Genomic DNA, 25,155 nt, shown 5'->3' on the forward strand with positions numbered 1-25,155 from the left:
GTGTTTTTGGTCAGCGACTCTTTATGTTGGCTCTGGACAATATAAACAGAGGCAACAACATGCAGTTTAGGACATGGATACTGACTTTAGGCCTGTGCGGCAGTGTATGGATGGCTATCCCAGCTGCCCGGGCAGAGCCGTCAATCGTGCTGACGCCCGCGCAGAAGCAGATGATGCTGGATCAATGGTTATCCTCTTTGAAGGCTGATGGCGCGATGGAAACCGTGGCTCAGTGTGCAGGCAAATCCCCGGGTTCACTGGAGAGTGAGCTGAAAATCATGTTCAGCAATTGTCTGGATCTGGGGATGGATGAAGAGGCCAACATGGCGGCCTGTGTTGAGTCCGGTATGAGCCGCATCACTGGCATGTCTGACACTGAATTGATGGGCTGTCTGGGGATGTCTTCAGAAGCGATAGCGCTGGATCAGCAGCTGATGGAAGTCGAAGAGCAGATCGATGAACTGATGGAGATCTATCCCAGAACCGATGAAGAGGAGCAGCAGTTGCAACTCTTGCAGGAGCAGCAGAGTAGGCTGCAGCAGCAACTCAATGCCAGCGGCGGTGGTGATGTGTCTGCGGCTGAGCAACAGCTTGCAGAGCTGGAAATTGCGATCGGTGACAATGAGCCCAGTCCGGCACAATTGGCTGAGCTTGAGAGATTGCAGGAGCTGGTCAGTCAGGAGCAGCAGCGCGAGTCCGAGCAGATACTGCAGCAACTGAAAGAGTTTTCTCAGCAGTAGGCATGCAGAATCCGACCGCCACCTGAACGTCCGTGGAGAAAATCAGTCGGGCGTTCTGGAGGCGGTATCAGCTGGCGTCATATGCTTTTGTCATGTGGCTGACTTGTACCTTGCCGTGATTGCCTGACTTGTCCGGTAATCATAGCAGCGGCTGTCTGAACACTATAGCCAGAGTGCTGCTGGTTGACAGCGATGACAGTTGTTTAGTTAACGTCATGATATTAATGATTTTAATCTCTAAAATACTGACACTGCATCGTTCAACTTGCCATTCCCACTGAAGCGGCCTGACACTGCCTGAGCAGTTGTGGGTCCGGCATGATGGCTCTGGGCTCCATGATCAGGCTGTGCCGGCCATTGTGGTGAATAAGCCCGCGTACCAGGCGGGTCGACTGGGCATTCATGTCAAAGCCAAGGTGCGCCAGATCGTCCATGGGGTGAATATCCTGCTCATTCACATCAACACTGTCCTCGACCTTATCGACCAGCAGGCCGATGCTGGGGTGAATGCCATCGCAGGTGCTGAACACTATGATGGGTTTGTAATCCAGTGCCAGCTGATCCCGGGCCATGGTGAACAGTCGCAGCAGGCTTGAGTAAGTTGAGCGTTCTTCCCGCTGTAACAGGTCGTTTGCCTCGGTTTTTTTTCCCGCATCCAGCAGTTTCAGTATCTGATCTGCCAGCGCATGCAGTTGTTTGTGGGGAGCATCGAATTTTTTCAACAACTCAGCGAAGTCCCTGTTATCGGTGTTAAAGCTGTCGTACCAGCGGCCGAATGCGCATTCATGGGGATTTCTGGCCTTGTTGAAAGGTACGCCATGTTCCATTGTCTGGCGCAGGGCATTAAGCCAGTCCACATGGTCCTGTTCGCGGTTTTTGAGCAGGGTGATCAGTTCATTGTTGGTCGCGCCGGTAGACACGCCATTGAGCAGAATGCCCAGATCAAAAATCGGCACTGGCTTGCCACCGTAGTCCTTAACCCCCAGAAATCCAAGAGCCTGATTGGGCAGGCTGGTTAGCCTGGTTTCATGTTTTTCGGTTTGCAGAATATCGAGAATTTTGAAGGCCACCAGCTTCTGGCCGACCTTGAAATTGATAAAGTCCATGGGTCCTCACAGGGGTTGCGGATCCTGTTCAGTAAGCATAGTCAATCCGTATGAGGCGAAAGAAAAATGTTGCATACGTATGTTGCTTGCCTGGCGCATGAACGCAGGCATACTCGGGATTTTGCCTTATCACATGGAGAGGAAGATGAATTGCAGCAGATATTGGGTACTGGCGATGACCTTGTTTTCCCAGAGCATGGCGCTGGCAACACCTTTGCCCGAGGTATCTGCAGGCTCGCTGCATCGATTACAGGATGTGCCCTTCAGCTCGATTCCTTCGCGGCCGGTGGATGTCTGGTTGCCGGAGCATGCGCAGGGGCAGCAACTTGCGGTGCTCTACATGCATGATGGTCAGATGTTGTTTGACGCTACGACGACCTGGAATGGTCAGGAGTGGCGGGTGGATGAGGTGGCCCAGCAACTTATCGATGCTGGCAAAACCAGGCCGTTTATGGTGGTGGCGATTCACAATGGCGGTCCACACCGACACGCCGAATATTTCCCCCAGCAGCCATTCGACAATCTGGCTGAAGCTGACAGACAGCGACTATTCAACTATCAGCAGCAGGCTGGAGTGCCGGTTGAGGCTCCCTATTCAGACAAATACTTGCGGTTTCTGGTGCAAGAGCTCAAACCCTATATCGACAGTCATTACCCGGTCGATGGTGGGCCTGAATCGACCTTCATCATGGGCTCCAGCATGGGCGGGCTGATCTCCATGTACGCGCTGACGCAATACCCTGAGGTATTTGGCGGTGCTGCCTGTCTGTCGACTCATTGGCCCGGCGTGTTTGAGATGGCAGACAATCCTCTGCCGGCAGCGTTGCTGTCCTATCTGCAACAGTCGCTGCCAAAAGCCAACAGTCGGCGACTCTATTTTGATTATGGCGATCAGACGCTCGATGCACTGTACCCGCCACTGCAAAGGCAAGCGGATGCCATTATGCAGGCCCGGGGCTGGCAAGCTCCTTATTGGCTAACCGAATTTTTCTCCGGCGCCGGTCACACGGAGCAAGCCTGGGCAGACAGGCTGGAGATACCACTGCAGTTCCTGTTGGGGACCATTCAGCGATGAACACTGCCGAATGATTGCGGCTATCAGTCCGGCCTGAATAAATGCCAGTCGCTCTTTTGCACCAAGATTCAGTAGACTGAGGTCACTTGAATCATAACTGGATGGGAGTGAGCATGGCGGCGACACCCAGAGGCCTGGTTGCCAACATACGGCAGTGGCTGTGGCGGGGAATCAAATGGCTGATACTGTCAGTGATATTGTTGTCAGTCTCGATGGTGCTGCTGGTTACCTTTGTCAATCCGCCGGTGTGGGCCTGGCGGGTTGAGCGAGCCTGGTTCCCGCCCAAGCCAAATGTGCTGGTGCGCCATGACTGGTTACCGCTGGCACAAATCTCACCTGATATGCAGCTGGCGGTGATCGCCTCGGAAGATCAGCGTTTCCCCTTTCACCACGGTGTCGATCCTGAAGCCATTGGTGCCGCACTGGAGGACCGAGAAGCCGGTGAGAAGCTGCGTGGTGCCAGTACCCTGACGCAGCAAACCGTGAAAAACCTGTTTCTGTGGCCATCGCGCTCTTTTGTCCGCAAGGGGATTGAAGCCTGGCTGGCGCTGTTGCTGGACACCATTGCGGGTAAACGCCGCACTCTTGAGTTGTACCTCAATATCGTTGAGTTCGGACCGGGCATTTATGGCGTGGGCGCGGCGGCTCAGTATTATTTCCATAAACCGGCCAGTCAGTTAACGGCCAGAGAGGCGGCACTGCTGGCCGCCATTTTGCCTAATCCCTGGGAGTATCGCATCAATCCGCCGTCCGCCTATATGAACGAGCGGGCGGACTGGATTGAAAGACAGATGCGACAACTGGGCATGGGGACTCTCAAGTTGCTGCAATGAGGGCTATCGTGTTGACATCAACCGCCGTCGCCGCAATGTCGCCTTTATGGGCGCAGATGGGTATCAAAAAACTGTAAAAAGGCCTCAAGTGCAGTGATGCGGTGCGCCTGATTTGACAGGTGATGATCACCATCCTCCAGTTCGATATAGGTTACCTGTTTGTCCGCCCGCTTCAGGGCGTTGGCCATGTCCCGGCTCTGATCCACAAATACCCGGGAATCATCTGTGCCGTGGACCAGCAGTATCGGGCGGTTGATCTTATCGACAAAGTTAATGGGTGAGACGGCGGCCAGTTTATCCCAGTCCTTGCCAAATTGTGCTTCCACCACCTCGGTATTGGCGAAATATCGCAGACGCTGGGCCACCATGTTTTCCAGATCCGATACCCCGGCAAAACTGGCCGCGCAGCGGAAGGTTTCCGGGTGTTTTACCACGGCCATCAACGCCGCATAACCGCCATAACTGCCACCACCGATACAGATGCGCGCTGGATCAGCCAAACCCTCGGCAATCAGGTAGTTGGCAGCGTCCTGCAAATCGTCCTGCATCGCGCCGCCCCAATCCTGCAGGGCGGCCATTTCAAACTCATAGCCATAGCCGGATGAGCCCCGGAAATTGGGTTGCAACACCAGGAATCCGCGGCTGGCAAACAGCTCAGACCAATAGTCAAAGCCTGCGAAATCACGGGCATGGGGGCCGCCGTGGGGCAGTATAATGGTGGGCAGTGTGTCTCCGGCTTTATGGGACTTGGGGACTGTCAGGTAGCCCGCGATCTGCAGACCATCGCGGGCCTTGAAATGAACCTTTCGCTTGCCAGCATAGTTCTGTTCATTGATTGCCTCATAGCGGCCACCGATAAAGTCCAGGGTTTTATTGGCTCTGTCACCCAGCAGATAGATACCCGGCTCGCTGGCGGAACTGTGAAACACCAGATATTTATTGCCATCACGGCTGATGTCCAGAATGACGTTGTGGCTATCGGGCAGGGCTGCGGCCAGAGAGCGTTGCAGGGTGAGCATATCTTCATCCCAGTAGATGACGCTGTCCTGGGCGTTGGAGTGGGAAAAACCAATCACTTCGCCGCTGACCGGCGAGTAGATGAGATCCCCCTCCACATCAAACTGCGGATCCGCATATACCAGTTCGCGGCTGGCCCCATCTTTCAGGGATTGACGAAACAGTGCCTTACGCCCCTGATGCAATGCCGTGAAGTAGAGGACTGACGGATCTTTGTCAAAGCCTTTGACATCAATGGCTTCAGGGGAAAACAGAGGGAATTCGGCAAACCTGCGCCAGCTGTCACTGGTTTCATCGTACAGGCGATAAAAGGCGGTGTTGTCTTCGATGCCAAAGCCCATGCGCAGCTGCCCCTGACGGTCGGCTATCCAGTTGCTGACATTGCTTTTGGGGCGCAGCTGACGCTGATACAGCCCGGTGCGCGGATTGACTTTATACACACCCACCATGGCATTGCCGGTCAGGTCCAGCTGCATCAGAATGCGGTCTTCATCATCGGGCAATATGCTGATGATTTGATCCTGATATTGTGGGTTATGGTCATCCTTGCGGATTTTCAGTGCCGGCGTGATCTTCACCTGGCCGGATACATCAACGTTATACATCCGGCTTACCGAATAACGGATGGCGTTTTTTCGCCTGACATCCTGGGCGCTGACCAGCAGATTGGTGTTGTTCAGCCAGCGAAACCAGTTGAGATAAACCTCCCGGTTGTCGGACTTGAGTACCATCTGATTGCTGCCGGTTTCGAGGTGATAGACCATAACCACCAGAGTGCCATCGACGTTTTTGCGATAAGCCAGACGTTTGCCATCGGGCGATAAATCCAGTTGTGCCATATTGGGCAAACCGGCATAGGCCTCAATGGGAAGTTCGGTGACAGAGGACCCGGCAGCCGTTTGTGCGTTGGCAAACTGTTGTGGCAGCAGGGCAAGAGAGAGACCAGCAAGACAGAATAAACGGAATAACCTCATAGCATCCTTCTATATTGTTTATCGGCAGTACATCCTGACCGCCCATGACATGCAAAGTGCAATTATCCGGGTATTTTATCGACACTGATTTGAAAAATATATTGAACTCATGTCTAAACAAAGGTGCTATTTGCCGGGGGCGAGCGCCGGCAAAAAACGGATTCAATCCAAGTCGGAGTCACTTTGATGCCGCGTCCAAACAAAAACACCCGGTAATGACCGGGTGTTTTGAGTGTGATGTCAGGAGTCAATCAGCCCTGTTGCTGTTGCAACTTGTCTTTGGCGGCTTCCACTTTGGCAAAGTCCAGCCCCAGCTGCTCGACAGCATCTTTAATCAATTGCGGGTTTTGCATCACCTGCATCATCAGGGCCTGCAGTTTTTCCGGTGGCAGCCCCAGCTGACCCAAAGTGGCCATGGCCATCAATGGGTTTTCAGTCAGGGTCTGAAACAGTGACTGGATTTGCTCATCACTGACATTGTGCTCTTTAAGCAGGGCAATAATCGGGTTCACGATATTTCCTCAATACAATCCGGATAGCGACAGTGTAGCAGGCAAGGTGGTTTGAGTGCCCACTTAAGCCAACGAGTTGTTACTTGTAAAACGCTTCAACCTGACCTTTGATGGTCATCAGCAGCGGCTGGCCACGACGGTCCAGTGCCTTTGGCGATGCCACTTTAATCCAGCCTTCGCTGATGCAGTACTCTTCTACGTCAAAACGCTCTTTGCCATTGATGCGGATGCCGATATCGTGTTCGAACACCTCTGCCACATGGTGTGGGCTGCGTGGGTTGATGGACAGGCGATCTGGCAGTGCCGGCAGGGCTTTGGTATCAGTCATGATAAGTATCTTCAGTGAGTAAAATCGAGCGACATTGTAGGCAATCGTTCAGGCAGGCTCAACAGGAATTCGGCGCGGCCAGAGGTACTCATGCCAATATGGCTTCAGCGAGAGGTGTTAGTTGACAAGACTAGATGATTGATAGCTGTCGGATGAGATAAAAGCTGACGCTGATTAAGGTGACATTAATCAGCATACGCACCGGAATGCTTTGGCTTTGATAGTTGATATTCAGCGCGCTTAAGACCACTACCATCAGCCCCATCAGGCTGAACCAGGGAGTGAACAGAAAAATGGGTTGCCACTTCACCAAGATTACGGCGGCGTCATGCAGTGCGCCACTGACCGCAAAGGTGAGTATGACTGAAAGCCAGAAGGGCAAAACATTGTGTAGCGGCCGCATCACAAAGCGGGACAGGTAATAGCTCCACACCGGATTCCAGTGACGCCAGAACCCGGCAAATGAGCCTGCTCCCAATGACTTGGTCAACATCGCCTGCATTGAGCCTTTCGCTCCCAAGGGAACGCCGGTACGCTTTTTAACGTACTGAGCCAGTGTAAGAGAATGGCGCATTGACTGTCCTGATAAGCTGTCAGATTAGGGAAACAACAACCAATACCCTATCACTATTACTTGGGTAATGATCAGCAGCTTAAATAGGCTGGCATAGCCGTTCAGACGTTTATCATTCAATTGTTTGTAATGATTGCACCAAATAACCATCAGCAGACGCTTTCATATGTGCAAATTACGCAGCATTACACTGTCTAAGTTGATGCGTGCCAGGTAGAAAGGATGAAAGTGGTACCAGCAGCGAAACTGAAACAGAGCGAAAGGCACTGCATCCAAGCCAAACATAATAAAAAATTGATTAATTCTGCTGGCCATTATCCAGCTGATGATGCTCTCTGGCATGATATACCTTACTGCTGTGGTTTATATCAGGATTGCTGACATGCGCTGTGAACTACTGTCAATGGTCGCCGTCAGTGGCTTCGAATTTAAGCAAAAACACTGCCAACATTTGGCCAAAATCCGCTCTGCAAAAATATCCTGAAATTCGGGTTAAGTGCTATAGATTATTGCCTTTTTTCCTCGTATAAAGGCGGCAAAATCCGCTGGGTATTTAGACGATTTTCAACCAGCACAATCCTGCACCGGCGTAGCCAATCCAAACCCTGCCAAGGGGAACTGTTATGAACCACACCAGCCACAACCAAACCCATTACAACTCAGACCCACAAAGCACCCGGGCGTTACTGATCTCTATCCGCACCCCCAATGCCAACAATGAGGAGATTGATCGCTCACTGGCAGAACTTGGGCGGCTGGTGGCGACGCTGGGATTTGAGGTGTATGCCACCCAAACCCAGAGGCAGCAGTCTACCAAGCGCCTGTCAGTGCTGGGCACGGGAAAGCTTGAGGAGCTGGCGCGCCTGACCGGCGAGCTGGACGAGGATGTCGCCGACTCCCTGGCCAACATTGATGGGCAGGGGCTGGATGAATTTCTGGGGACGGCCTCCAAAAACCACGCCAATGTGGTGGTGTTTGACTGTGAACTCAGCCCGCTGCAGCTGCGCAATGTGGAGGATGCACTGGGGGTAAAGGTGTTTGACCGCACCGGCATCATTATTGAAATTTTCTCCCGTCATGCCAGCAGTAAAACCGCCAAATTGCAGGTGGAACTGGCGCGGCTTAATTACCTCACCCCCAGAGTACGGCGGGAACATGCGGGCGACCGTCAGCGCCATGGCGGCCGCGGTGTGGGCGAAAGCGCCATTGAGATCGAAAAGCGCAATATCCGCGACAAGCAGGCGCAGATCCGTAAAGATCTGAAAAAGGTGCAGGACGTGATGCAGGAGCAGCGCAGCGGTCGGCTCGATACCCCGTGCGCCGCGCTGGTGGGCTATACCAATGCCGGTAAATCCAGCCTGATGCGCGCGCTGACAGGCTCGGATGTGCTGGTGGAAAACAAGCTGTTTGCCACCCTGGATACCACAGTGCGGGCGCTGATGCCGCTGACGCAGCCGCGCATCCTGGTGTCCGATACCGTGGGGTTTATCAATAAATTGCCCCATGATTTAGTGCCGGCCTTCCACTCCACTCTGCAGGAAGCCAGAGACGCCGCGCTGCTGCTTTATGTGGTGGATGCAGGCGACAAGGATTTCCGCGCCCAGCTTGCTGTGGTGCAAAGCGTGCTGGAGCAAATTGAGCTTGCCGATAAAGATCATCTGCTGCTGCTTAACAAGGTGGATTGTTTAGCTGTGGATGAGCGGGAAACTCTGCAACTGGCCTATCCGGACGCTATGCTGATTTCTGCGCTGGATGAGGCGGACGTCAGCCGGGTGCATCAGGCCATAGTGGACGCCATCGCTGCGCAAATGATCACTGCCAGCGTCAATATTCCCTACGCAGCCAGCGCGCTGATAGGGGATATACACAGCAAGATGCTGGTGTTGGATGAGTCGTATGACGAATCCGGTCTGCGCATCACCTTGAGGGCGCGCAGTGCCGATCTGGACAGGCTGAACAAATTACTGCAGCAACGCTGAGCTCGCAGTCGTTTAAGGAGGAAGGTGATGGACAGGGACTGTTTTCAGGACAAGTGCGAGCGTGAGCTGCAAGCCCGCTCAGATACTGGCATGGGCTTCAGATCTTTCGTTTATGGCTTCATCAGTGGCATTCTGTTGGTCGCCATGACCTGGTTTATGGTGTGAACCAATGTCGGTCATCCCGATGATGTTTCAGCAGTCCGCTGCGCTGGGTTTGGGCGCACAGTAAGACATGCCTGTGCGCCGGTTGCAGTGTGTCAATACGGGAAAGGCGACGCCATCACAGGCTAGGCGTTATCCGTTGGTTTCATACGGGACTTATGCGAATACAGAATCGCGGTTAAAGCCAGGAATGCAACAATAATCAGATAGTAACCCGGTGCCATGGTACTGCCGGTGACCTGAATAAGGGTGGTGGCCACCAGTGGCGCCGTGCCGCCGAACAGGGCGTTGGCGGAGTTGAAGGAAAACGCAAAACCACTGTACCTGACATTGGTGGGAAACAGCTCACACAGGTAGCAGGACAGGGTGCCGTCGTTCAGTGCCAGAAACAGCCCCAGCAGAATTTGCACCAGCAATACCAGCAGCAGTGAGTCCTGCCCCATCAGATGAAACAGCGGCAGGGTAAACAGGATGAAGCAGACGCTGGCGTAAATCAGCAGTCGGCGCCGACCGATGCGATCAGACAGCTTACCTACCGCAAATACCGCAATGATGTAGCAGGACAAAGTCGCTGTAGAGATAGCAAACGCCTGAGTTTCTGGGATGGCCAGTTCCACCATCAGATAAGTGGGCATATAGCTGAGCAGCAGGTAGAAGCCCACGGCGTTGAGGGAGGTCACCCCAAACGCGGCCATCAGATTCAGTGGATACTGGGACAGTACTTTTCTGATGGGTGCCGGTTGCGAGGCGGCCTGCTTTTGCGCCTGCTGAAACTGCACAAACTCCTGGGCATCTTCCAGATGCAGGCGAATATACAGCCCAATCATGCCAAAGGGGGCTGCGAGCGCGAACGGAATGCGCCAACCCCAGGTCAGCAATTGCTCACTATCCAGCCAGGCATACAGACCCGAGACAAACAGCGAGCCAAACAACAAACCGGCGGCGGCACTGGCGGGAACCAGGCTGGCATAAAAGCCTTTTTGATTACAGGGAGCGTGTTCCGTCAGGAAGGTGGCGGCGCCGGCATACTCTCCCGAGGCAGAAAATCCCTGAACCAGACGGCAGGTCAGCAGCAGGCAGGGGGCGGCAATACCTATGGCCTGATAGGTGGGCAACAGGGCGATACAGAATGTTGCTATCGACATGATGATAATCGATAGAGACAAGGCCGACTTCCTGCCAATGCGATCGCCGATGTGACCCCAGAACACGCCCCCGAGGGGGCGTACCAGGAAGGACAGGGCAAACACCAGGAAGGTGGCAATCAGGGCGGCAGAGTTGTCGTACTCCGGGAAAAATAACCTGGCGATTAACGCCGCCATAAAACCATAGCTGGCGTAGTCAAACCACTCGACAAAATTGCCGATAAAGCAGGCGATACCGGCACGTCTCAGGCTGCTGGCATTGGCTGCCTGAGTTTGTGCCGTCGGCGTCGACAGTGATGGAAAATCTGGGTGAGAACCGAGTCCGGTAGCCATCATTTCCTCCTTATGATGATAAAGGATTGAAAATCAGACCTGGGCAGAGGCGGACACGGCCTTTCTTCTTCCAAACAGACTGTAGATGGTTTCGCTGCAACCACCGGCGATAATCAGGCCGCCACCAATCATCTGCTCGGCTGACAGCGGCTCGCTGAACACCAGGATGCCGATAATCGAGGCCACCACACACTCCCAGTAGGAGACACAGGCGAACTCTGCCGCCTGCAGGTGACGGGTTGCTATGGTACACAGCGACAGGGCGCCAAAACCACACACCACGCCGATGGCCAGCCACCAGATCCAGTCGCTGGCAGTCATCTGGCTAACGGTCGGATTGGTGAACAGAAACAGCATGCAAATACCTGCCAGCGCAAACACAAAGTTCCAGAAGGAGCGCACATCCCCGGGCACTTCGGTGCGGTAGCGACCAAAGAACAGAAACAGGCCATAACCCACACCGGAAGCCAGTGCCAGCATGTCACCGACAAAGGTTTCCTTGGAGAAAGACATACCAATGGACAAACCGCCGTCAGTGACAGTCACCAGATTGATGATCATCAACATGCCCATAAACACCAGTGCGATGGACAGCAAAGTGACCGGCTTGAGTTTTTCTTTGAGGAAGATGATCGCCAGCACAGTGGAGATGATGGGGCCGATATAGATAAAGAATACGGCGTTGGCGATAGACGTCAGCTGAGTTGCTGCCACATAGGCCGACAGACAGGTGCCCATAAAGAACCCCGAACACACCATGGCCGGCGAGAGTTTGTATTTCTTCAAATCAGACAGCCGGCCCAGATACATCAGAATGAAGAAAAACAGGATCGCCCCGCACAGCATCCTCGAAAACGCAATTACGTCGCCCTGAGCATTAATATGCCGGGCGAAGAAACCGACAAAACCCATTAAGGTTGCGGCACCAAATGCAGCGCTGAACCCGATGTTTTTATTAATAGTTGAGTCACTCATCGCAAATCTCCATTGTGCCGCTTGAGTAAAGCCCGCATCTGTTGACACCCCGTCAGTCATACCCTGTCTTTGGCAAATTGGCCGTCAGTGAATGGCCGACAAAGTACTGAAAAGATCAACCTTCCATGCGGATTGGTTTATCAAGGGTTATACGCCTCTGGAGGGCGTTGCTCTTTCAAAAATGGGTCAACGAATATCAAAAAAGGGTCATTGCAACAGAAATGTTGACACCCGCCCGCATTTGCGTAACGCGAAATTTCTTATTGATTGATTAATAAGGGTTTTGTTGTTTTCCTTTGGCTTAACTCAAGCCAGGTTCAGGGGCGGTTTTGGCTGTCGCAGTGGACCTTTTCCCGGTAGGCACTGGGGGAGAGGCCGGTATGATCCCGAAATGCCTTGGAAAAGTGAGACGCGGATGAAAATCCCAGCTGTGCCACCAAATCCTGAATGCGTACATCGGTCTGGTGCAGTTGAGTCTGTGCCAGCAGGATCTTTTGTTGCAGCAACCAGGAGTGAAATGACATCCCCATGGTTTTTCTGACCATGCGGCTGAAAGTCGAACGGGACATACAAAAGCGCTTCGACAGGCTGCAAATGTCCAGCCGGGCGGCCGGACTTTGCTGAAACAGTTGAATGAGTGCCACGCTGAACTGGGTCTCCCGCTGGGATTTGCTCTGTGCCAGCAGCAGGAACTCATGGTCTCCGTCACTGAGCAGACGGATGATCTCGATGATGGAGCTGATGTGGGCCAGATCGAAAGAGTTGACCATCTCATCGAAGATATTGGTGATCATCAGCGCCCGTCCCAGGCTGCGGATGCGGGTAACTTGGGTGCTGAACAGCAGGCTTTTCAGCGGCTCGGAATAGTGGCTTGGCGCGAGCAGATTAAACAGTTTGTCGAGTTTGATATACAGACAGCGGCAATGGCAGTCCGGTGCCAGTCCTTCAACAGAGTGAAAGTTGCGCGGCGGAATATACACAACTTCCCCGGGCTGAACGCTCAGGGTCTGCTGACACTGGCTTTTGATTTGCAGGGTATTGTCGTCGGCAAAATACAGGGTGGCGAAGGGGTAACCGCGGATATCGTCCCCGGTGTGGCTTTCTACCGCAAACAAAAAGAAATCATCAGCCACTGGCTCGGTAACTTTGGCCAGCGTCGCGGTGGGAGACAACTCTGTTCGTCGGGGGATATCAATGTCCAAACTAACCACTTCCTGTTTGCTGCGCAGCCGACGGCGCAGAGTTAATCAATACCATACCAGCCAAATGCCCAAACCTATTAAGATGAATATCACACTGCTTGCATGATTCAGGCTTTTTTAGATTGAATTCAGTATCACTTCACAAAAGTCAGGCGGATGACAAATGCGAGTCAATTCATACTATTTTAAAAAGTGTTAGCTGCTCCAATTAATTTGCTGGATAACACTTTTAACTAAATTAACGCCTTTGTATAGTGTGAGTTGATTAATTAACCCGGCGCTGCTTTTAATATTTCTGGCGCTATCTGCAGAGGTACAGAAAGCAGCTGTCGCTGCTGAGTGTTGGTATCTTTATCTGAGCGTAAAATTACTGCTGTATAAATTTGTGATATATAAAGTACCGATCTCATTAAATATCAGGCTGAAACCCAGAGCATTGCTGTTGTACTGAAAAGCGCCTTGGTGTCGCTGGTTTTATGCCTTTGATTGCATCATTGATTTCGCCTGAAATTCCGCCTGCGGGCTTTGCTTTGTAAGTCTGTTGGTGGCTGTCTTTATTGGCCGATATTCCGCTGCCAATCCCTTGTTAATCCTTAAAGTTTTTCCCGAAAAACACTGGTGATAAGGTCATGGATTTATTGGGTTTTGCGTATTTTATTTAATGCTTTCAATAGGTTGATTGGTGTGCGTCGACAGACGTTTGCAGTCAGCAGGATTTCATAGATTCCCAGCGTAAATTCGATATTAACCGGGGGGGCGATCGGCAGAATACAGGGGGAAGGTTGTGGAGTCTGTCAGGCTGGAGCGTGGCTGATAAATCCTGTGAGTATTCATATTTCAATATAAGAAAGAGAGTAGATCATGGTTAAGCATTATGTAGGTTCGGAAGTCGGTCAATTACGCAGTGTATTGCTGCATTATGATAGTTTGGCCTTTGAGCGACTGACCCCGTCAAATTGTCATGAATTGCTGTTTGATGACGTCCTTTCTGTAACTAAAGCGGCTGAAGAACATCGTAATTTTGCTGATATTCTGAAACTGCAGGGCGTTAATGTACTGTATTTGAATAAATTGCTGAGTGAAACGCTGGCAGTACCGGAAGCCAGAAAGTGGTTATTCGACAGTCAACTCAGTGATTATCGTTTGGGCGCCAGTCTGGCTTTGAGTATTAAGTCATGGTTGAATGAATTACCCAATGATGTGATTGCCAAATATCTTACCGGTGGTCTGGCTTATAAAGAAATTCCAGACGAGTATTTCAAGCCATTATTTGATTCTTATGATTGGGAGCATTTTATTCTGAAGCCGTTGCCCAATCATTTATTTACCCGTGATACTTCCTGCTGGATTTATAACGGGGTATCCATCAATCCCATGGCCAAGGCAGTCAGACGGCGTGAATCAAATAATCTGAAAGCGATTTATCGCTGGCATCCATTATTTGCCAACCAGAACTTCAACTATTACCTGGGCAATGAAAACGTCAATTACGACAACTCCACCATTGAAGGCGGCGATGTGCTGGTGATTGGTCGCGGCGCGGTGCTGATTGGGCTGTCTGAGCGGACATCGCCCGAAGGGATTGAAGCGCTGGCGCGCTCACTGTTCGCCACCGGTCAGGCGACCAAAGTGGTGGTACTGGAGCTGCCCAAAGACCGCGCTTGTATGCATCTGGACACTGTGCTTACCCAACTGGATATCAATGTGTTCTCTGTCTATCCCGCAGTGATCAATGAGCACACCCGCTGCTGGACGCTGACCCAGGGGTACGACCACAGACTGCAAATCGCCGAGGAAGCCAACTACAAAGAGGCTATCCAGAAGGCACTGGAACTGAACGACATGAAGGTGATCACCACAGGCGGTGATATCTACGGCCAGGAGCGGGAGCAATGGAACGATGCCAACAACGTGCTGACCATCAGACCCGGCGTGGTTATCGGCTACGAGTGTAACATCCTGACCAATGAAAAATACGCCGAAGCCGGCATCGAGGTACTCAGTTTTGCCGGTGAGCAACTGGGCCGCGGACGGGGCGGTGCGCGCTGTATGAGTTGCCCGATTGAACGGGATGGAATTTAGGTTAACAGCTAAGGAATGAATGATGACAAAACCAACTGTAGTTGTCGCTTTGGGGGGTAACGCCCTGCTGTGTCGCGGTGAGCCTCTGGAGGCCGATGTACAGCGTATTAATGTGTGTTGTGCCGCCAAGGCCATCGCCAAAATGACCCAGGACTGGAATGTGGTGCTGGTGCATGGTAACGGTCCCCAGGTGGGTTTGCTGGCCCTGCAAAACTCGGCGTTCAAGGAAGTGAAGCCTTACCCACTGGACATTCTGGTGGCCGAAACCCAGGGCATGATCGGCTATATGCTGATGCAGGAATTGCACAACATTCTGCCGCAAACGCCGATTGTGACCATGCTGACCCAGGTCGAAGTCGACAGTAATGACCCGGCATTTTTGATGCCCACCAAGTACATCGGCCCGGTTTATGACAAGCAGGAAGCTGATCAGCTGGCGCTGGAGAAAGGCTGGGAATTCAAGAATGACGGCAAATATATCCGCCGGGTTGTGCCATCACCCAAACCACTGAACATTGTGGAATCAGACAGCATCAAGCAGCTGATTGAGGCGGGCAATCTGGTGATTTGCTCCGGTGGCGGAGGTATTCCTGTCACCCGTAAAGACAGCAAGCTGACCGGGGTAGAGGCCGTGATCGATAAGGATCTGTCCGCCGCTTATCTGGCCCGCCAGATTGACGCCGACGCGCTGCTTATTCTGACCGATGCCGACGCCGTGTACCTCAACTGGGGCACTGAAAAGCAGGAAGCGCTGCGCTTCACCCATCCTGAGCAGCTGGCCGGTATTCACTTTGATGCCGGATCTATGGGACCGAAAATTACCGCTGCCTGCGACTTCGTCAATGCTACCGGCGGTAAGGTGGGCATCGGCAGCCTGACTGACGGCGCCAATATTCTCAAAGGCGAATGCGGCACCCTGATCGTCGATTCAGTGGAAGAAGTGAATATTTATAAGCTCAAAATGTAATAACAGTACAGTTTCTTTGATTGGTTAATTTTCTTCGGTTGTTTATTTTTTTTGATAAGGAATTTCATCATGGCTTTTAATTTAAAAAACCGTAATTTTTTAAAGCTACTCGACTTTACTCCTGCTGAAATTAATTTCCTGTTGAATTTGTCGATTGATTTGAAAAAAGCAAAATATGCCGGTGTTGAGCAAAAACGACTGGTAGGAAAAAATATTGCGCTGATTTTTGAAAAAACCTCGACCCGCACCCGTTGTGCGTTTGAAGTGGCCGCTTTCGATCAGGGCGCCCTGGTGACTTACCTTGGCCCCAGCGGCTCACAAATCGGCCACAAAGAGTCGATGAAAGACACCGCCAGAGTGCTGGGTCGCATGTATGACGGTATCGAATACCGCGGATTTGGTCAGGAGATTGTTGAAGAGCTGGGTCAGTACGCCGGAGTGCCGGTGTGGAACGGCCTGACCGATGAATTCCACCCAACCCAGATCCTGGCTGATTTCATGACCATGATGGAACACCTGCCCGGCGTGCCTTTGAGCAAGATGAAGCTGGCCTATCTGGGTGACGCCCGATTCAACATGGGTAACTCACTGATGGTGGGCGCTGCCAAGATGGGCATGGAAATTCGCCTGGTGGCTCCCAAGGCATTCTGGCCTGATGAAGCGCTGGTGCGTGAGTGCCTGGATATCGCCGAATACACAGGTGCCAAGATTGTGCTGACTGAAAACGTCAAGGAAGGCGTGGCCGGTGTCGACTTCCTGTATACCGACGTATGGGTATCCATGGGCGAACCCAAAGAAGCCTGGGCTGAGCGGGTACGGGTTATGACCCCATATCAGGTCAATATGGATGTGGTGAAGGCTACCGGTAATCCTCAGGTGAAATTCCTGCACTGCCTGCCGGCATTCCACGATGAGCACACCACCATGGGTAAAGAGATCGAAGACACTTATGGCATGAAGGGATTGGAAGTGACCGACGAAGTGTTTGAATCACCCCATTCCATCGTCTTCGACGAAGCAGAGAATCGCATGCACACCATTAAGGCGGTCATGGTCGCCACATTGGGGGCATAGCGGTACAAAGGCGCTGAACACCCTGCTTTCAGCGCCTTTTCTTTTTGGTCGGTTTATCTGTCGTTGAATGTGAATGGGTAGGTGTCATGAGTAAAGTTAAAACCCAGGGATTACTGGCTGCATTCGGTGCCGCCACGTTGATGGGATTGGTGGGATTCTTTGCCCGCCAGATTAATGCGCAGGGCGATGTTATCGCTTTTTCCCGGATGTTTTGCGGCGCATTGCTGTTTCTGCTGATCTTGCTGGCTCTGGGCCGTATCAATGACCTGAAAAAGTATCGGCTGTCGGCATCCATGGTGTTCAGCGGCATCTTTATGGGCACCTGTCTTTCCGCTTATATCGCGGCCACCCAGATGACCTCCATCGCCAATGCCGTGTTCTTCATTTACATCGGACCGATTATCTCCTCCATTCTGGCCATGGTGTTTCTCAAAGAACCCTGCAAGCCGGTGACCCTGTTCGCCATCGGCATAGTGTTTATCGGCATGATGCTGATTGTCGGGCTTATCAGCGTCACTGATGGTGCGGTGACCCTGGGATTGACCTTCAAGGCCGAAACCTTTGCCGGCGATATGCTGGCGCTGGCATCGGGTGTGGGCTATGGCCTGTTCCTGTTTCTTGGGCGCTTTCGCCAGGATGTGCCCAGTGATGTGCGCTCGTTCTGGAACTTCTTCTTCGCGCTGGTCGGTATCGGCATGCTGTTTATCTTCAGCCAGCCCAGCGTGTCACAGATGACCACCCAGGACTGGCTGTGGTGGATTGGCATAGGTGTGGTCTGCGGTTTCGGCGCGCTGACCCTGTGCACTATTGCCACCAAGAACCTGCTGGCGGTCGAGTTCGCCACTATCTCCTACTGGGAGTGCGTGGTGGCCTCAGCCATCGGCATTCTGGTGTTTCAGGAGCACTTGTCAGCCATGCAGGTTCTGGGTGGCTTGCTGATCATCATTGGTGGCACCAGTGAAATGGCGCTGGCGATGTTGAAGAAATGGTTGGGCAAACCCCAGGTTACCCCTTCGGTGGGATAGCCCGGCGGGCAGCAGAGGAGTCAGGGTGATGACCGACATTTATCTGAAAGGGGTTAACTGTTTTTACGGTGCGACTCAGTCTCTTTTCGATATTGAGCTGAACCTGCCCTCGGGCGCCATTGTGGCACTGCTGGGGGCCAGCGGTGCCGGCAAAAGTTCGTTGCTGCGGGTGTTCAATCTGATGGAGCAGCCCGCCAGCGGAGAGTACCGGGTGGGGCCACACAGTTTTGACTTCGCCCACAAGCCATCGGCGGAAGCGGTCCGGCGGTTGCGTACCGATGTCGGCATGGTGTTTCAGCAATATCACCTGTGGCCCCATTACACTGTGCTGGAAAACCTGATTGAAGCACCCTGTAAAGTGCTGGGCATGGCCCGCGGGCAGGCGATTGATAAGGCGATGGAGCTTATTTTGCGGTTGCGTCTGCACGACCTTGAGCACAGATATCCGGTGCAGCTTTCCGGCGGACAGCAGCAGCGGGTGGCTATCGCCCGGGCGCTGATGATGTCGCCCAGGGTGATGCTCTACGATGAGCCTACCGCTGCGCTGGACCCCCAGATGACCGCCCAGTTTGCTCAGATAGTGAAGGAGCTCAGTGCCACCGGCATCACTCAGATAGTGGTGACCCACGAGGTCGCGCTGGCAGGCAATATTGCCGATACCGTGGTGTTTCTGGAGGCCGGCAGGGTGGTTGAATCGGGGGATGTCACCCTGCTGTCCCATCCACAAACGGCAGAATTCAGTCAGTACCTGTTTCATTAACCAAAGGAAGTGTGACCAGCTTGATTGCCCGGGCGCATAGGTGACAGCCGGTGACTTGCGGCCTGAGTTTACGGCGGGTTGGTAACAAGCTTCCATAAGACATACAAGGAGTTGTCTATGTCTGGACGCATATTTTCAGTGTTGTTGTGCTGGGCCTTAATGACCTCAGGCTTGCAGGCCGGGGAAATCCGCTTTGCCATGGAAGCCACCTATCCACCGTTTGAATTTACCAACGAGAAAAATGAGGTGGTGGGTTTTGATGTGGATCTGGCCAATGCCCTGTGTCTGGCACTGGATAAGCGCTGCAGTTTCCACGTGCAGTCTTTTGACAGTTTGATCACCAGCCTCAAGTTCCGCCGTTTTGACGCCGCTATCTCAGGCATGGATATCACCAGCGAACGCGAAAAGCAGGTGCTGTTTACCCAGCCTTACTATGACAATGCCGCGGTGTTCGTGACGGCCAAAGGACGATTCCGCGATATAGCGGATTTGGCCGGGCTGAAAATCGGTATCCAGAATGGCTCGACTCACCAGAAGTACATTCACGACAAGTATCCCTCGCAGCCGACATCCGCTTACACCAGCGTGCAGCATGCCTTTATCGACCTGCAAAATGGCCGGGTGGATGCGGTGTTTGGCGACACTGCAGTGATTTACGCCTGGCTACCCAAGGCACCTGACTATACCCCCCTGGGCGAGGTGATTAAGGATGAAAGCTATTTTGGCCGTGGCTATGGCATCGCAGTTGGGCAGCATAATCCGGCGCTTCGGGATGAGTTGAATAAGGCGCTGGTGCAGATAGTGGCCGATGGCACCTATGAGTCTATCTATCAGCGCTGGTTCCGATAACCGCTGCTGATGCGTTGCAGTGAATGGCAGATCAGGCGCTGCCATTCTGACGCCGCAAGCCCCGGGGTTTCATCAGGGGCAGTCTTGCCGGGCGTATCCAAGAGGACCGTATCTAAGAGGACAGAGTAATGACAGATCTGCTGGAGTTGTTACTGTCAGCCTCAGTGCTGACCGTGGGGCTGGCCATCACCTCGGCGCTGGTGGGCATGCTGATGGCAATCTCGCTGGCGCTGCTGGAATCCACTCCTGTGGTATGGGTCCGGCGACTGACCCGCGCCTATATTCTGGTGATGCGCGGCCTGCCGGAATTGCTGGTGGTGCTGCTGGTGTACTTCGGTGCCAGCCATATTCTGTTTATGCTCACCGGCCAATTTATCGAAATCAGCCCCTTTCTGTGCGGTGTGATGGCGCTGAGTAACATTTTTGCAGTGTATGTCTCGCAGGTGCTGCGCGGTGCTTTGCTGGCCATCCCCAAAGGACAATGGGAAGCGGGGTTGGCGCTGGGCATGGGCCGTTGCAGCATTTTTTTTCACCTGCTGCTGCCACAGGTGTGGCGTCATGCGTTGCCGGCGCTGGGCAATCAATGGCTGGTGTTGCTCAAGGATACTGCGCTGGTGTCACTGATTGGCGTCAATGACCTGATGAAGCAAAGCCAGATGATTGCCGCGTCAACCTGGGAGCCTTTCACCTGGTTTTCCTGTGCGGCGCTTATCTATCTGGTGGTGACTCTGATCAGTCAATATGGCCTGAACCGGGCGTACTGGTATGTCACCCGCTATGAAAGGGGAGGGCAGTAATATGCTGGATTCATGGATATCGACCTTCAGCACTTTGCTCAACGGACTGGGGATGACGCTGGCGCTGACCTTCATTGCCCTGACGCTGGGCACTGTACTGGCCATTGTGAATACTGTGGCACTGACATCCTCCAGAGTGTGGGTGCGCGGCAGTATCCGGGTGTATCTGACTCTGTTGACCGGCACGCCATTGCTGGTGCAGATTTTTCTTATCTACTATGGTCCCGGCCAATTTCCCTGGCTGAAAGACTCGGCATTGTGGAGTCTTTTTTCCTCGCCATTCTTCTGCGCTGTGCTGGCGCTGTCACTCAACTGTGCGGCCTATACCACTTTGCTGTTTTCCGGCGCGCTGTCCAGCATAGGTCGCGGCCAGTGGGATGCCTGCGCGGCGCTGGGGCTGAATCACCGTCAGACGCTGACGGTTCTGCTGCCCTATGCGCTCAGACGGGCGCTGCCAACCTATTCCAACGAAATGGTGTTACTGCTCAAAGGCTCGGCGCTGGCGTCCACTATTACCATCATGGATATCATGGGCTGGGCACAGCGCCTTAACGCCCAAACCTACGACACCCTGAGAGTGTTCTTTGCCGCCGGTATCCTGTATCTGAGCCTGAACCTGCTGCTCACCGGTATTATGAGTTTGGTGGAAAGACGTATGCTGGCTTTCGAGCATCCCTGAGGCTGGCTGCATCTGCATGAGCCGCGTGGGCTGAGGCAATATGGGGATTGATAAAGGCCGCTGTTGATAGCGGCGGCATTGACAGAAATTGACGCTGACAACACCTCAGCGGCAGATGAGCCAAGCCACTAAAAAGCCCCGGCGGCAAATGCCCCGGGGCTTTATTTCACTCTGTCGATGGCCTGTTTGGCCTCAGGGCCCTGCTGCGTCGGTCTGTGCAAACACCGGGCTGATGAGTTATTGCAGTGATGGACTGCTGCGACCCACGGTCATCTGGGCGCGCATGCTCATATGATTCTTGCGGTATTGCTTCGGAGTCATATTGAGCAACTCTTTGAATTTGGTGTTAAAGCAGGAAATCGAGGTAAAGCCTACTTCGCCACTGATGTAGGAAATGCTCTTGTCTGTTTCCACCAGTAAATGGGTAGCCTTGCGTACCCGCTGTTCAATCACATATTGCCAGAAGGTGATGCCCATATTGGCGTTGAAGAAACGCGAGAAGGTGCTCTCTGCCATATAGATTTGGCTGGCGACCATGGCGACCGTGAGCGGCTCGGTCAGATGTTCCTGAATATAGTTGATACTGGTGTTGAGCTTGTCCTCGGCCTTTTTGGTGAAGCTGACTTCCTGTGCCGATTGCAACAGGTACTGCTTTACCTCCAGGTTGGACAACTTTTCCAGAATACTGAGGAAGTTAATCACCTGGCTGAATTCAAAAGTGTTCTCAATACGGTCAAGCACTTCACCGACATCAGCGGCCTGTGCGTTGTCGTACAGCAAACCGAGTTTGGTTTGCTCCAGCAGCGAGCGGATCTGGCGGAACTGCTTGCTGTTGACAAAGGTCAAGCCAAAGCCGTTGAGCCGGAAGTGAAGCACATCGCAATCGATTTCCTGCTGCTGTTTTAACAGTTTTCTGTCCAGTGACAGGCGGAAAGGATTGAACGGTGCCAGCAACACCATTTGCCCGGCCTGCAGCCGGTAACTGGCATTGCTCAGGTGTAAGGTACATCCCTGAGAGTTTGGTCTGATAATCACATAGTCCGCGCCGAAAATCAGATGCTGAGTCTCGGTCAATTTCTGCAGATCAAACAATACAAACTTAGGTGTACTCGAGACTATCTTGGTCGGCATAATACCCCTCCTTGTTTGCATGCATCTTATGCATTTATATCTGCCCGGTAACCTGCCTCAGCTATGATTTGTGATCTGTTGCAAATATGGTTCCTGCAAATAGACAGACAGCACTTATTTCAATTCAGTATTTAATCACTTTACTTAATAGCAATTGAAATAGATTAACGTATTAAGTTATTAAAATATGGGCATTATTAAGCTTGCCGACTATTGTTTGCCCAGCGAAGTGAGCAGATATCCGCTAAAAGCTGTTTTTCATTTCTATATCACTGGCTGATTGAGTGCGGATGACACTCCTGGGTTTCGATGACTGAGAATGACAGAGTAATGTGATGGCAGATATTGTTATATATCAGTTGTTTGAGGCGTGGTATCGCACGATTGCTCTTATGTTATTGTTTTTAATCTTAAAAATTGTGTTCTTGACAGCCTGGTAGAGTGGGGGAGAGGAGCTGTTTTGCCGGGGGGAAGCGTCCGGTCGCGGCCCCCAATACCCTGCGAATGCTGCAGTTTTCAGCCCTGATGGCGCCAAAAATTTTAACTGATCCCGGCATTGGAGGTGGCAGCAGATTTTCGGCAGTTATCAGCATAATTTCGATATTAACCGCAATTCAATAACGCCAATATAGCCACATTGAAAGGGAATTTAGACCATTTCAATTAAAGAAAACCATATCTTTGATAATTACAGACGCAAACTCTAATGTGCATGGGCTGGATGAAAATACGTTGAGTAGCGGATGTTGGCAACAGATATGTTTAGCCTTGTTGTTCACGATGTTTCTATTTTTTTTGGAGAGTTTGAAATGAGCATTTCCAATGATCTTTATCCTAATGCCTCTTTGCCACTTGAACGTAAAGAATCAGGTGTCCCCTATGTTCGTCCAGGTTTAAAAGTTGAATCTTATAACGACTTCGACCCGCTGAAGCACGTGATTGTCGGTATCGCCGATAACCAGCATATTCCCGAAGCCTGTCCTGCCAGTAATGAAAAGATCCCGGCAGATTCTCCAATGCGTGGCGGCAAGGCTGGTCGTCGTACCCAGGAAACCATCGACAGAGCCAATGAGTGCCTGAATGGCTTCGCCAAGACTCTGGAGAAGCGTGGCATTATCGTTGACCGTCCAGGCGCCGTTGACTGGCACCAGCGCATTACTACTCCTGATTTCACCATCAGTTCTGGCTTCGGTGTGATGCCTCCACGTGACTGTCTGCTGACCATGGGCAAGAGCATTCTGATGGCACCAATGAGCTTCCGCAGCCGTTATTTCGAATATCTGGCGTATGTTGACCTGCTGCGTGAATACTTCGAATCTGATCCTGAGTGCATGATCGAGCAGGCACCACGTCCACGCCTGTCAGACGAAAGCTTCCGCATGGATTATGTGGCTGCCTATGAGTATCTGTCTGACGAAGAGACCATGGCCCGCTCCTGCCGTAAGGAATACTCCACCAAGGAAACCGATATCCTGTTCGATGCTGCTGACGTTATGCGTCTGGGCAAAGACATCTTCGTACAGCACGGTCTGACCACCAACCTGGCTGGTATCCGCTGGATCAAGCGTAAGTATGAGCCTATGGGATACCGTGTTCATACCCTGAGCTTCAAAGACAACCACCCAATCCACATCGATGCGACCTTCTGTCCGCTGCGTCCTGGTCTGATGTTGCTGAACCCTCACCGTCCTCTGTTCGAAGGTCAGCGTGAAATCTTTGAAAAGAACGACTGGCAGATCGTGGAAGCTGTGCCTCCAGCATGGGATACCCCACCACCACTGTGCTACTCCAGTACCTGGCTGTCCATGAACACCCTGATCCTGGATCACAAGACAGTGTGCGTCGAAGCCACTGAAACCGGCCAGATGGAACAGTTCGACAAGTTGGGCTTTGAAGTTATCCCTGTGGATCTGCGTGATGCCTACGCCTTCGGCGGCGGCCTGCACTGCGCCACTGCAGACGTTCACCGTGAAGGTACCTGTGAAAACTACTTTAATAATCAGTTCGCAGGCAGCCACAACGTTGAGCACTGGGAATATTGATAGTTCAGGTCAAACAGCCATGATGTGAGTCAAGCTCCCTGATTGCATCATGGTCAAAAGCCCCGGCAGCCCCGCCGGGGCTTTTTTATGGGAAATTAGCCTGATGCGCTCTTAAATGAATTAAGGTAACTTTTAACAAATCGGTATTTATCGGTCAGTGGATGCGGGTATAGGTCGGTAGATACGGATTGAGACAAGACTATCAGGACTTGAGTGACAAGGAGTTGGAGATGCGTGGAGCCGGCGGCAGCAGTGGTGGATTGGGGCATTTTTTTATCGGCCTTGCCATGATGATAATCGGATTATATTTGCTGCTCAGTGCCATCCAGGTGCGCTCCAGCTTTGGCATGGGGATGACGCTGTATGGGTTTCAGGCGGGGGGATTTAACGTCAGCATCACCACAGGCATGGTGATGGTGCCCTTCATTTTCGGCGTTGGCATTATGTTCTTCAACGCCCGCAATCCCTTGGGTTGGCTGCTGACCTTCGGCTCCCTCGCTGCGCTGCTGTTTGGCGTGATTACCTCAGTACATTTCAGCCTGCGCGCCATGACTGCCTTCGACCTTATCGTGATTCTGGTGCTCAGCTTCGGCGGACTGGGATTGTTTCTGCGATCGCTTAAGAGCTTTGATAGTTCATTAAGTTAAATGTCTGCGAGTTCATTTATCATTGCGCGACATGATTAACGATGTACTGATTTAAAGTGGACCATCCTGAATTGGATAGTGAATAAAGAAGATCTTGGTGACTGTCACATCAAGCATGGTATTTATCTGACCTATCTTGCTGAATAA

At 52.4% G+C, this 25,155-nt stretch carries 24 protein-coding genes; 15 read left to right on the forward strand and 9 right to left on the reverse strand.

All coding sequences use genetic code 11. The features are described from left to right. Positions 1 to 110 precede the first annotated feature (110 nt). A complete protein-coding gene (locus tag ACRRUX_RS07775) occupies positions 111 to 740 on the forward strand; it encodes a hypothetical protein (RefSeq protein WP_432528894.1) in 630 nt (209 codons plus the stop codon). A 260-nt stretch (positions 741 to 1,000) separates the two neighbouring features. Here the strand turns inward: ACRRUX_RS07775 and ACRRUX_RS07780 are convergent, their stop codons facing one another. Beyond that, the gene (locus ACRRUX_RS07780; RefSeq protein WP_432528896.1) at positions 1,001 to 1,846 is read right to left on the reverse strand and encodes a CZB domain-containing protein; all 846 of its coding nucleotides are present in this window, start codon (positions 1,844 to 1,846) and stop codon (positions 1,001 to 1,003) included. Between the two features lie 145 nt (positions 1,847 to 1,991). Here ACRRUX_RS07780 and ACRRUX_RS07785 point away from each other — a divergent pair, with 145 nt between their 5' ends. Further along, positions 1,992 to 2,921 (forward strand): alpha/beta hydrolase, encoded by a 930-nt coding sequence (locus ACRRUX_RS07785; RefSeq protein WP_432528898.1) that lies wholly within the window; start codon positions 1,992 to 1,994, stop codon positions 2,919 to 2,921. Between the two features lie 113 nt (positions 2,922 to 3,034). Further along, the gene (gene mtgA / locus ACRRUX_RS07790; RefSeq protein ID WP_432528900.1) at positions 3,035 to 3,754 is read left to right on the forward strand and encodes a monofunctional biosynthetic peptidoglycan transglycosylase; all 720 of its coding nucleotides are present in this window, start codon (positions 3,035 to 3,037) and stop codon (positions 3,752 to 3,754) included. A 44-nt stretch (positions 3,755 to 3,798) separates the two neighbouring features. Here the strand turns inward: mtgA and ACRRUX_RS07795 are convergent, their stop codons facing one another. From ACRRUX_RS07795 to ACRRUX_RS07810, 4 genes are all read right to left on the reverse strand, one after another. Further along, complete coding sequence (locus tag ACRRUX_RS07795; RefSeq protein ID WP_432528902.1) at positions 3,799 to 5,745, reverse strand: prolyl oligopeptidase family serine peptidase; 1,947 nt, start codon at positions 5,743 to 5,745, stop codon at positions 3,799 to 3,801. Positions 5,746 to 5,996: 251 nt separating this feature from the next. Then, entirely contained in the window at positions 5,997 to 6,257 is a 261-nt protein-coding gene (locus ACRRUX_RS07800) for a DUF2999 family protein (RefSeq protein WP_432528904.1), read from the reverse strand. Between the two features lie 79 nt (positions 6,258 to 6,336). Continuing rightward, entirely contained in the window at positions 6,337 to 6,585 is a 249-nt protein-coding gene (locus ACRRUX_RS07805; RefSeq protein WP_432528906.1) for a DUF3297 family protein, read from the reverse strand. A gap of 130 nt (positions 6,586 to 6,715) precedes the next feature. After that, complete coding sequence (locus ACRRUX_RS07810) at positions 6,716 to 7,159, reverse strand: acyltransferase (RefSeq protein WP_432528908.1); 444 nt, start codon at positions 7,157 to 7,159, stop codon at positions 6,716 to 6,718. A 623-nt stretch (positions 7,160 to 7,782) separates the two neighbouring features. On the opposite strand from ACRRUX_RS07810, the gene hflX reads away from it, so the two are divergent. Continuing rightward, positions 7,783 to 9,138, forward strand: a complete 1,356-nt coding sequence (hflX, locus tag ACRRUX_RS07815; protein WP_432528910.1) for a GTPase HflX — start codon at positions 7,783 to 7,785, stop codon at positions 9,136 to 9,138. Between the two features lie 27 nt (positions 9,139 to 9,165). Then, the gene (locus ACRRUX_RS07820) at positions 9,166 to 9,303 is read left to right on the forward strand and encodes a hypothetical protein (protein ID WP_432528912.1); all 138 of its coding nucleotides are present in this window, start codon (positions 9,166 to 9,168) and stop codon (positions 9,301 to 9,303) included. Between the two features lie 122 nt (positions 9,304 to 9,425). Here the strand turns inward: ACRRUX_RS07820 and ACRRUX_RS07825 are convergent, their stop codons facing one another. From ACRRUX_RS07825 to ACRRUX_RS07835, 3 genes are all read right to left on the reverse strand, one after another. Further along, complete coding sequence (locus ACRRUX_RS07825) at positions 9,426 to 10,778, reverse strand: MFS transporter (protein ID WP_432528914.1); 1,353 nt, start codon at positions 10,776 to 10,778, stop codon at positions 9,426 to 9,428. Positions 10,779 to 10,811: 33 nt separating this feature from the next. Then, positions 10,812 to 11,753 carry a DMT family transporter gene (locus ACRRUX_RS07830; RefSeq protein ID WP_432528916.1) on the reverse strand — a complete coding sequence of 314 codons (942 nt, stop codon included), beginning with the start codon at positions 11,751 to 11,753 and terminating at the stop codon, positions 10,812 to 10,814. A gap of 317 nt (positions 11,754 to 12,070) precedes the next feature. Then, the gene (locus ACRRUX_RS07835; protein ID WP_432528918.1) at positions 12,071 to 12,955 is read right to left on the reverse strand and encodes a helix-turn-helix domain-containing protein; all 885 of its coding nucleotides are present in this window, start codon (positions 12,953 to 12,955) and stop codon (positions 12,071 to 12,073) included. 861 nt (positions 12,956 to 13,816) lie between these two features. On the opposite strand from ACRRUX_RS07835, the gene ACRRUX_RS07840 reads away from it, so the two are divergent. The 8 genes from ACRRUX_RS07840 (at position 13,817) to artM (ending at position 21,188) form a co-directional block, all read left to right on the forward strand. Next, entirely contained in the window at positions 13,817 to 15,037 is a 1,221-nt protein-coding gene (locus ACRRUX_RS07840) for an arginine deiminase (protein ID WP_432528920.1), read from the forward strand. A gap of 22 nt (positions 15,038 to 15,059) precedes the next feature. Next, a complete protein-coding gene (arcC, locus tag ACRRUX_RS07845) occupies positions 15,060 to 16,004 on the forward strand; it encodes a carbamate kinase (protein WP_432528922.1) in 945 nt (314 codons plus the stop codon). A gap of 69 nt (positions 16,005 to 16,073) precedes the next feature. Next, on the forward strand, positions 16,074 to 17,078 hold the full coding sequence (gene argF, locus ACRRUX_RS07850; protein WP_432528924.1) for an ornithine carbamoyltransferase: 1,005 nt from the start codon (positions 16,074 to 16,076) through the stop codon (positions 17,076 to 17,078). A gap of 86 nt (positions 17,079 to 17,164) precedes the next feature. Continuing rightward, positions 17,165 to 18,103 (forward strand): DMT family transporter, encoded by a 939-nt coding sequence (locus ACRRUX_RS07855; RefSeq protein ID WP_432528926.1) that lies wholly within the window; start codon positions 17,165 to 17,167, stop codon positions 18,101 to 18,103. A 28-nt stretch (positions 18,104 to 18,131) separates the two neighbouring features. Further along, on the forward strand, positions 18,132 to 18,863 hold the full coding sequence (locus ACRRUX_RS07860) for an ATP-binding cassette domain-containing protein (protein WP_432528928.1): 732 nt from the start codon (positions 18,132 to 18,134) through the stop codon (positions 18,861 to 18,863). Positions 18,864 to 18,980: 117 nt separating this feature from the next. Next, entirely contained in the window at positions 18,981 to 19,712 is a 732-nt protein-coding gene (locus ACRRUX_RS07865) for a transporter substrate-binding domain-containing protein (protein ID WP_432528930.1), read from the forward strand. A gap of 128 nt (positions 19,713 to 19,840) precedes the next feature. Continuing rightward, positions 19,841 to 20,509, forward strand: a complete 669-nt coding sequence (gene artQ / locus ACRRUX_RS07870; protein WP_432528932.1) for an arginine ABC transporter permease ArtQ — start codon at positions 19,841 to 19,843, stop codon at positions 20,507 to 20,509. 1 nt (position 20,510) lies between these two features. After that, entirely contained in the window at positions 20,511 to 21,188 is a 678-nt protein-coding gene (artM, locus tag ACRRUX_RS07875) for an arginine ABC transporter permease ArtM (protein WP_432528934.1), read from the forward strand. Between the two features lie 237 nt (positions 21,189 to 21,425). On the opposite strand, the gene ACRRUX_RS07880 is transcribed toward artM, so the two are convergent. Further along, positions 21,426 to 22,319, reverse strand: coding sequence for a helix-turn-helix domain-containing protein (locus tag ACRRUX_RS07880; protein WP_432528936.1), 894 nt, complete (start codon positions 22,317 to 22,319; stop codon positions 21,426 to 21,428). An 809-nt stretch (positions 22,320 to 23,128) separates the two neighbouring features. Here ACRRUX_RS07880 and ACRRUX_RS07885 point away from each other — a divergent pair. Next, positions 23,129 to 24,361, forward strand: a complete 1,233-nt coding sequence (locus ACRRUX_RS07885) for a serine/threonine protein kinase (protein WP_432528938.1) — start codon at positions 23,129 to 23,131, stop codon at positions 24,359 to 24,361. A gap of 230 nt (positions 24,362 to 24,591) precedes the next feature. Beyond that, positions 24,592 to 25,008, forward strand: a complete 417-nt coding sequence (locus ACRRUX_RS07890; protein WP_432528940.1) for a hypothetical protein — start codon at positions 24,592 to 24,594, stop codon at positions 25,006 to 25,008. Positions 25,009 to 25,155: the final 147 nt, after the last annotated feature.

The organism is Shewanella sp. GXUN23E (assembly GCF_050865035.1).
Classification (GTDB): domain Bacteria; phylum Pseudomonadota; class Gammaproteobacteria; order Enterobacterales; family Shewanellaceae; genus Shewanella.

What these genes read in the sequence shown, in the direction of transcription:
- ACRRUX_RS07795 (WP_432528902.1), bottom strand. Translation starts at nt 5,745, where the DNA reads ATGAGGTTATTCCGTTTATTCTGTCTTGCTGGTCTCTCTCTTGCCCTG.
- ACRRUX_RS07860 (WP_432528928.1), top strand. Translation starts at nt 18,132, where the DNA reads ATGACCGACATTTATCTGAAAGGGGTTAACTGTTTTTACGGTGCGACT.
- arcC (WP_432528922.1), top strand. Translation starts at nt 15,060, where the DNA reads ATGACAAAACCAACTGTAGTTGTCGCTTTGGGGGGTAACGCCCTGCTG.
- ACRRUX_RS07820 (WP_432528912.1), top strand. Translation starts at nt 9,166, where the DNA reads ATGGACAGGGACTGTTTTCAGGACAAGTGCGAGCGTGAGCTGCAAGCC.
- ACRRUX_RS07880 (WP_432528936.1), bottom strand. Translation starts at nt 22,319, where the DNA reads ATGCCGACCAAGATAGTCTCGAGTACACCTAAGTTTGTATTGTTTGAT.
- ACRRUX_RS07890 (WP_432528940.1), top strand. Translation starts at nt 24,592, where the DNA reads ATGCGTGGAGCCGGCGGCAGCAGTGGTGGATTGGGGCATTTTTTTATC.
- ACRRUX_RS07780 (WP_432528896.1), bottom strand. Translation starts at nt 1,846, where the DNA reads ATGGACTTTATCAATTTCAAGGTCGGCCAGAAGCTGGTGGCCTTCAAA.
- ACRRUX_RS07810 (WP_432528908.1), bottom strand. Translation starts at nt 7,159, where the DNA reads ATGCGCCATTCTCTTACACTGGCTCAGTACGTTAAAAAGCGTACCGGC.
- argF (WP_432528924.1), top strand. Translation starts at nt 16,074, where the DNA reads ATGGCTTTTAATTTAAAAAACCGTAATTTTTTAAAGCTACTCGACTTT.
- ACRRUX_RS07885 (WP_432528938.1), top strand. Translation starts at nt 23,129, where the DNA reads ATGAGCATTTCCAATGATCTTTATCCTAATGCCTCTTTGCCACTTGAA.
- ACRRUX_RS07805 (WP_432528906.1), bottom strand. Translation starts at nt 6,585, where the DNA reads ATGACTGATACCAAAGCCCTGCCGGCACTGCCAGATCGCCTGTCCATC.
- ACRRUX_RS07855 (WP_432528926.1), top strand. Translation starts at nt 17,165, where the DNA reads ATGAGTAAAGTTAAAACCCAGGGATTACTGGCTGCATTCGGTGCCGCC.
- mtgA (WP_432528900.1), top strand. Translation starts at nt 3,035, where the DNA reads ATGGCGGCGACACCCAGAGGCCTGGTTGCCAACATACGGCAGTGGCTG.
- ACRRUX_RS07830 (WP_432528916.1), bottom strand. Translation starts at nt 11,753, where the DNA reads ATGAGTGACTCAACTATTAATAAAAACATCGGGTTCAGCGCTGCATTT.
- ACRRUX_RS07865 (WP_432528930.1), top strand. Translation starts at nt 18,981, where the DNA reads ATGTCTGGACGCATATTTTCAGTGTTGTTGTGCTGGGCCTTAATGACC.
- ACRRUX_RS07840 (WP_432528920.1), top strand. Translation starts at nt 13,817, where the DNA reads ATGGTTAAGCATTATGTAGGTTCGGAAGTCGGTCAATTACGCAGTGTA.
- artM (WP_432528934.1), top strand. Translation starts at nt 20,511, where the DNA reads ATGCTGGATTCATGGATATCGACCTTCAGCACTTTGCTCAACGGACTG.
- ACRRUX_RS07775 (WP_432528894.1), top strand. Translation starts at nt 111, where the DNA reads ATGGCTATCCCAGCTGCCCGGGCAGAGCCGTCAATCGTGCTGACGCCC.
- ACRRUX_RS07825 (WP_432528914.1), bottom strand. Translation starts at nt 10,778, where the DNA reads ATGGCTACCGGACTCGGTTCTCACCCAGATTTTCCATCACTGTCGACG.
- hflX (WP_432528910.1), top strand. Translation starts at nt 7,783, where the DNA reads ATGAACCACACCAGCCACAACCAAACCCATTACAACTCAGACCCACAA.
- ACRRUX_RS07785 (WP_432528898.1), top strand. Translation starts at nt 1,992, where the DNA reads ATGAATTGCAGCAGATATTGGGTACTGGCGATGACCTTGTTTTCCCAG.
- artQ (WP_432528932.1), top strand. Translation starts at nt 19,841, where the DNA reads ATGACAGATCTGCTGGAGTTGTTACTGTCAGCCTCAGTGCTGACCGTG.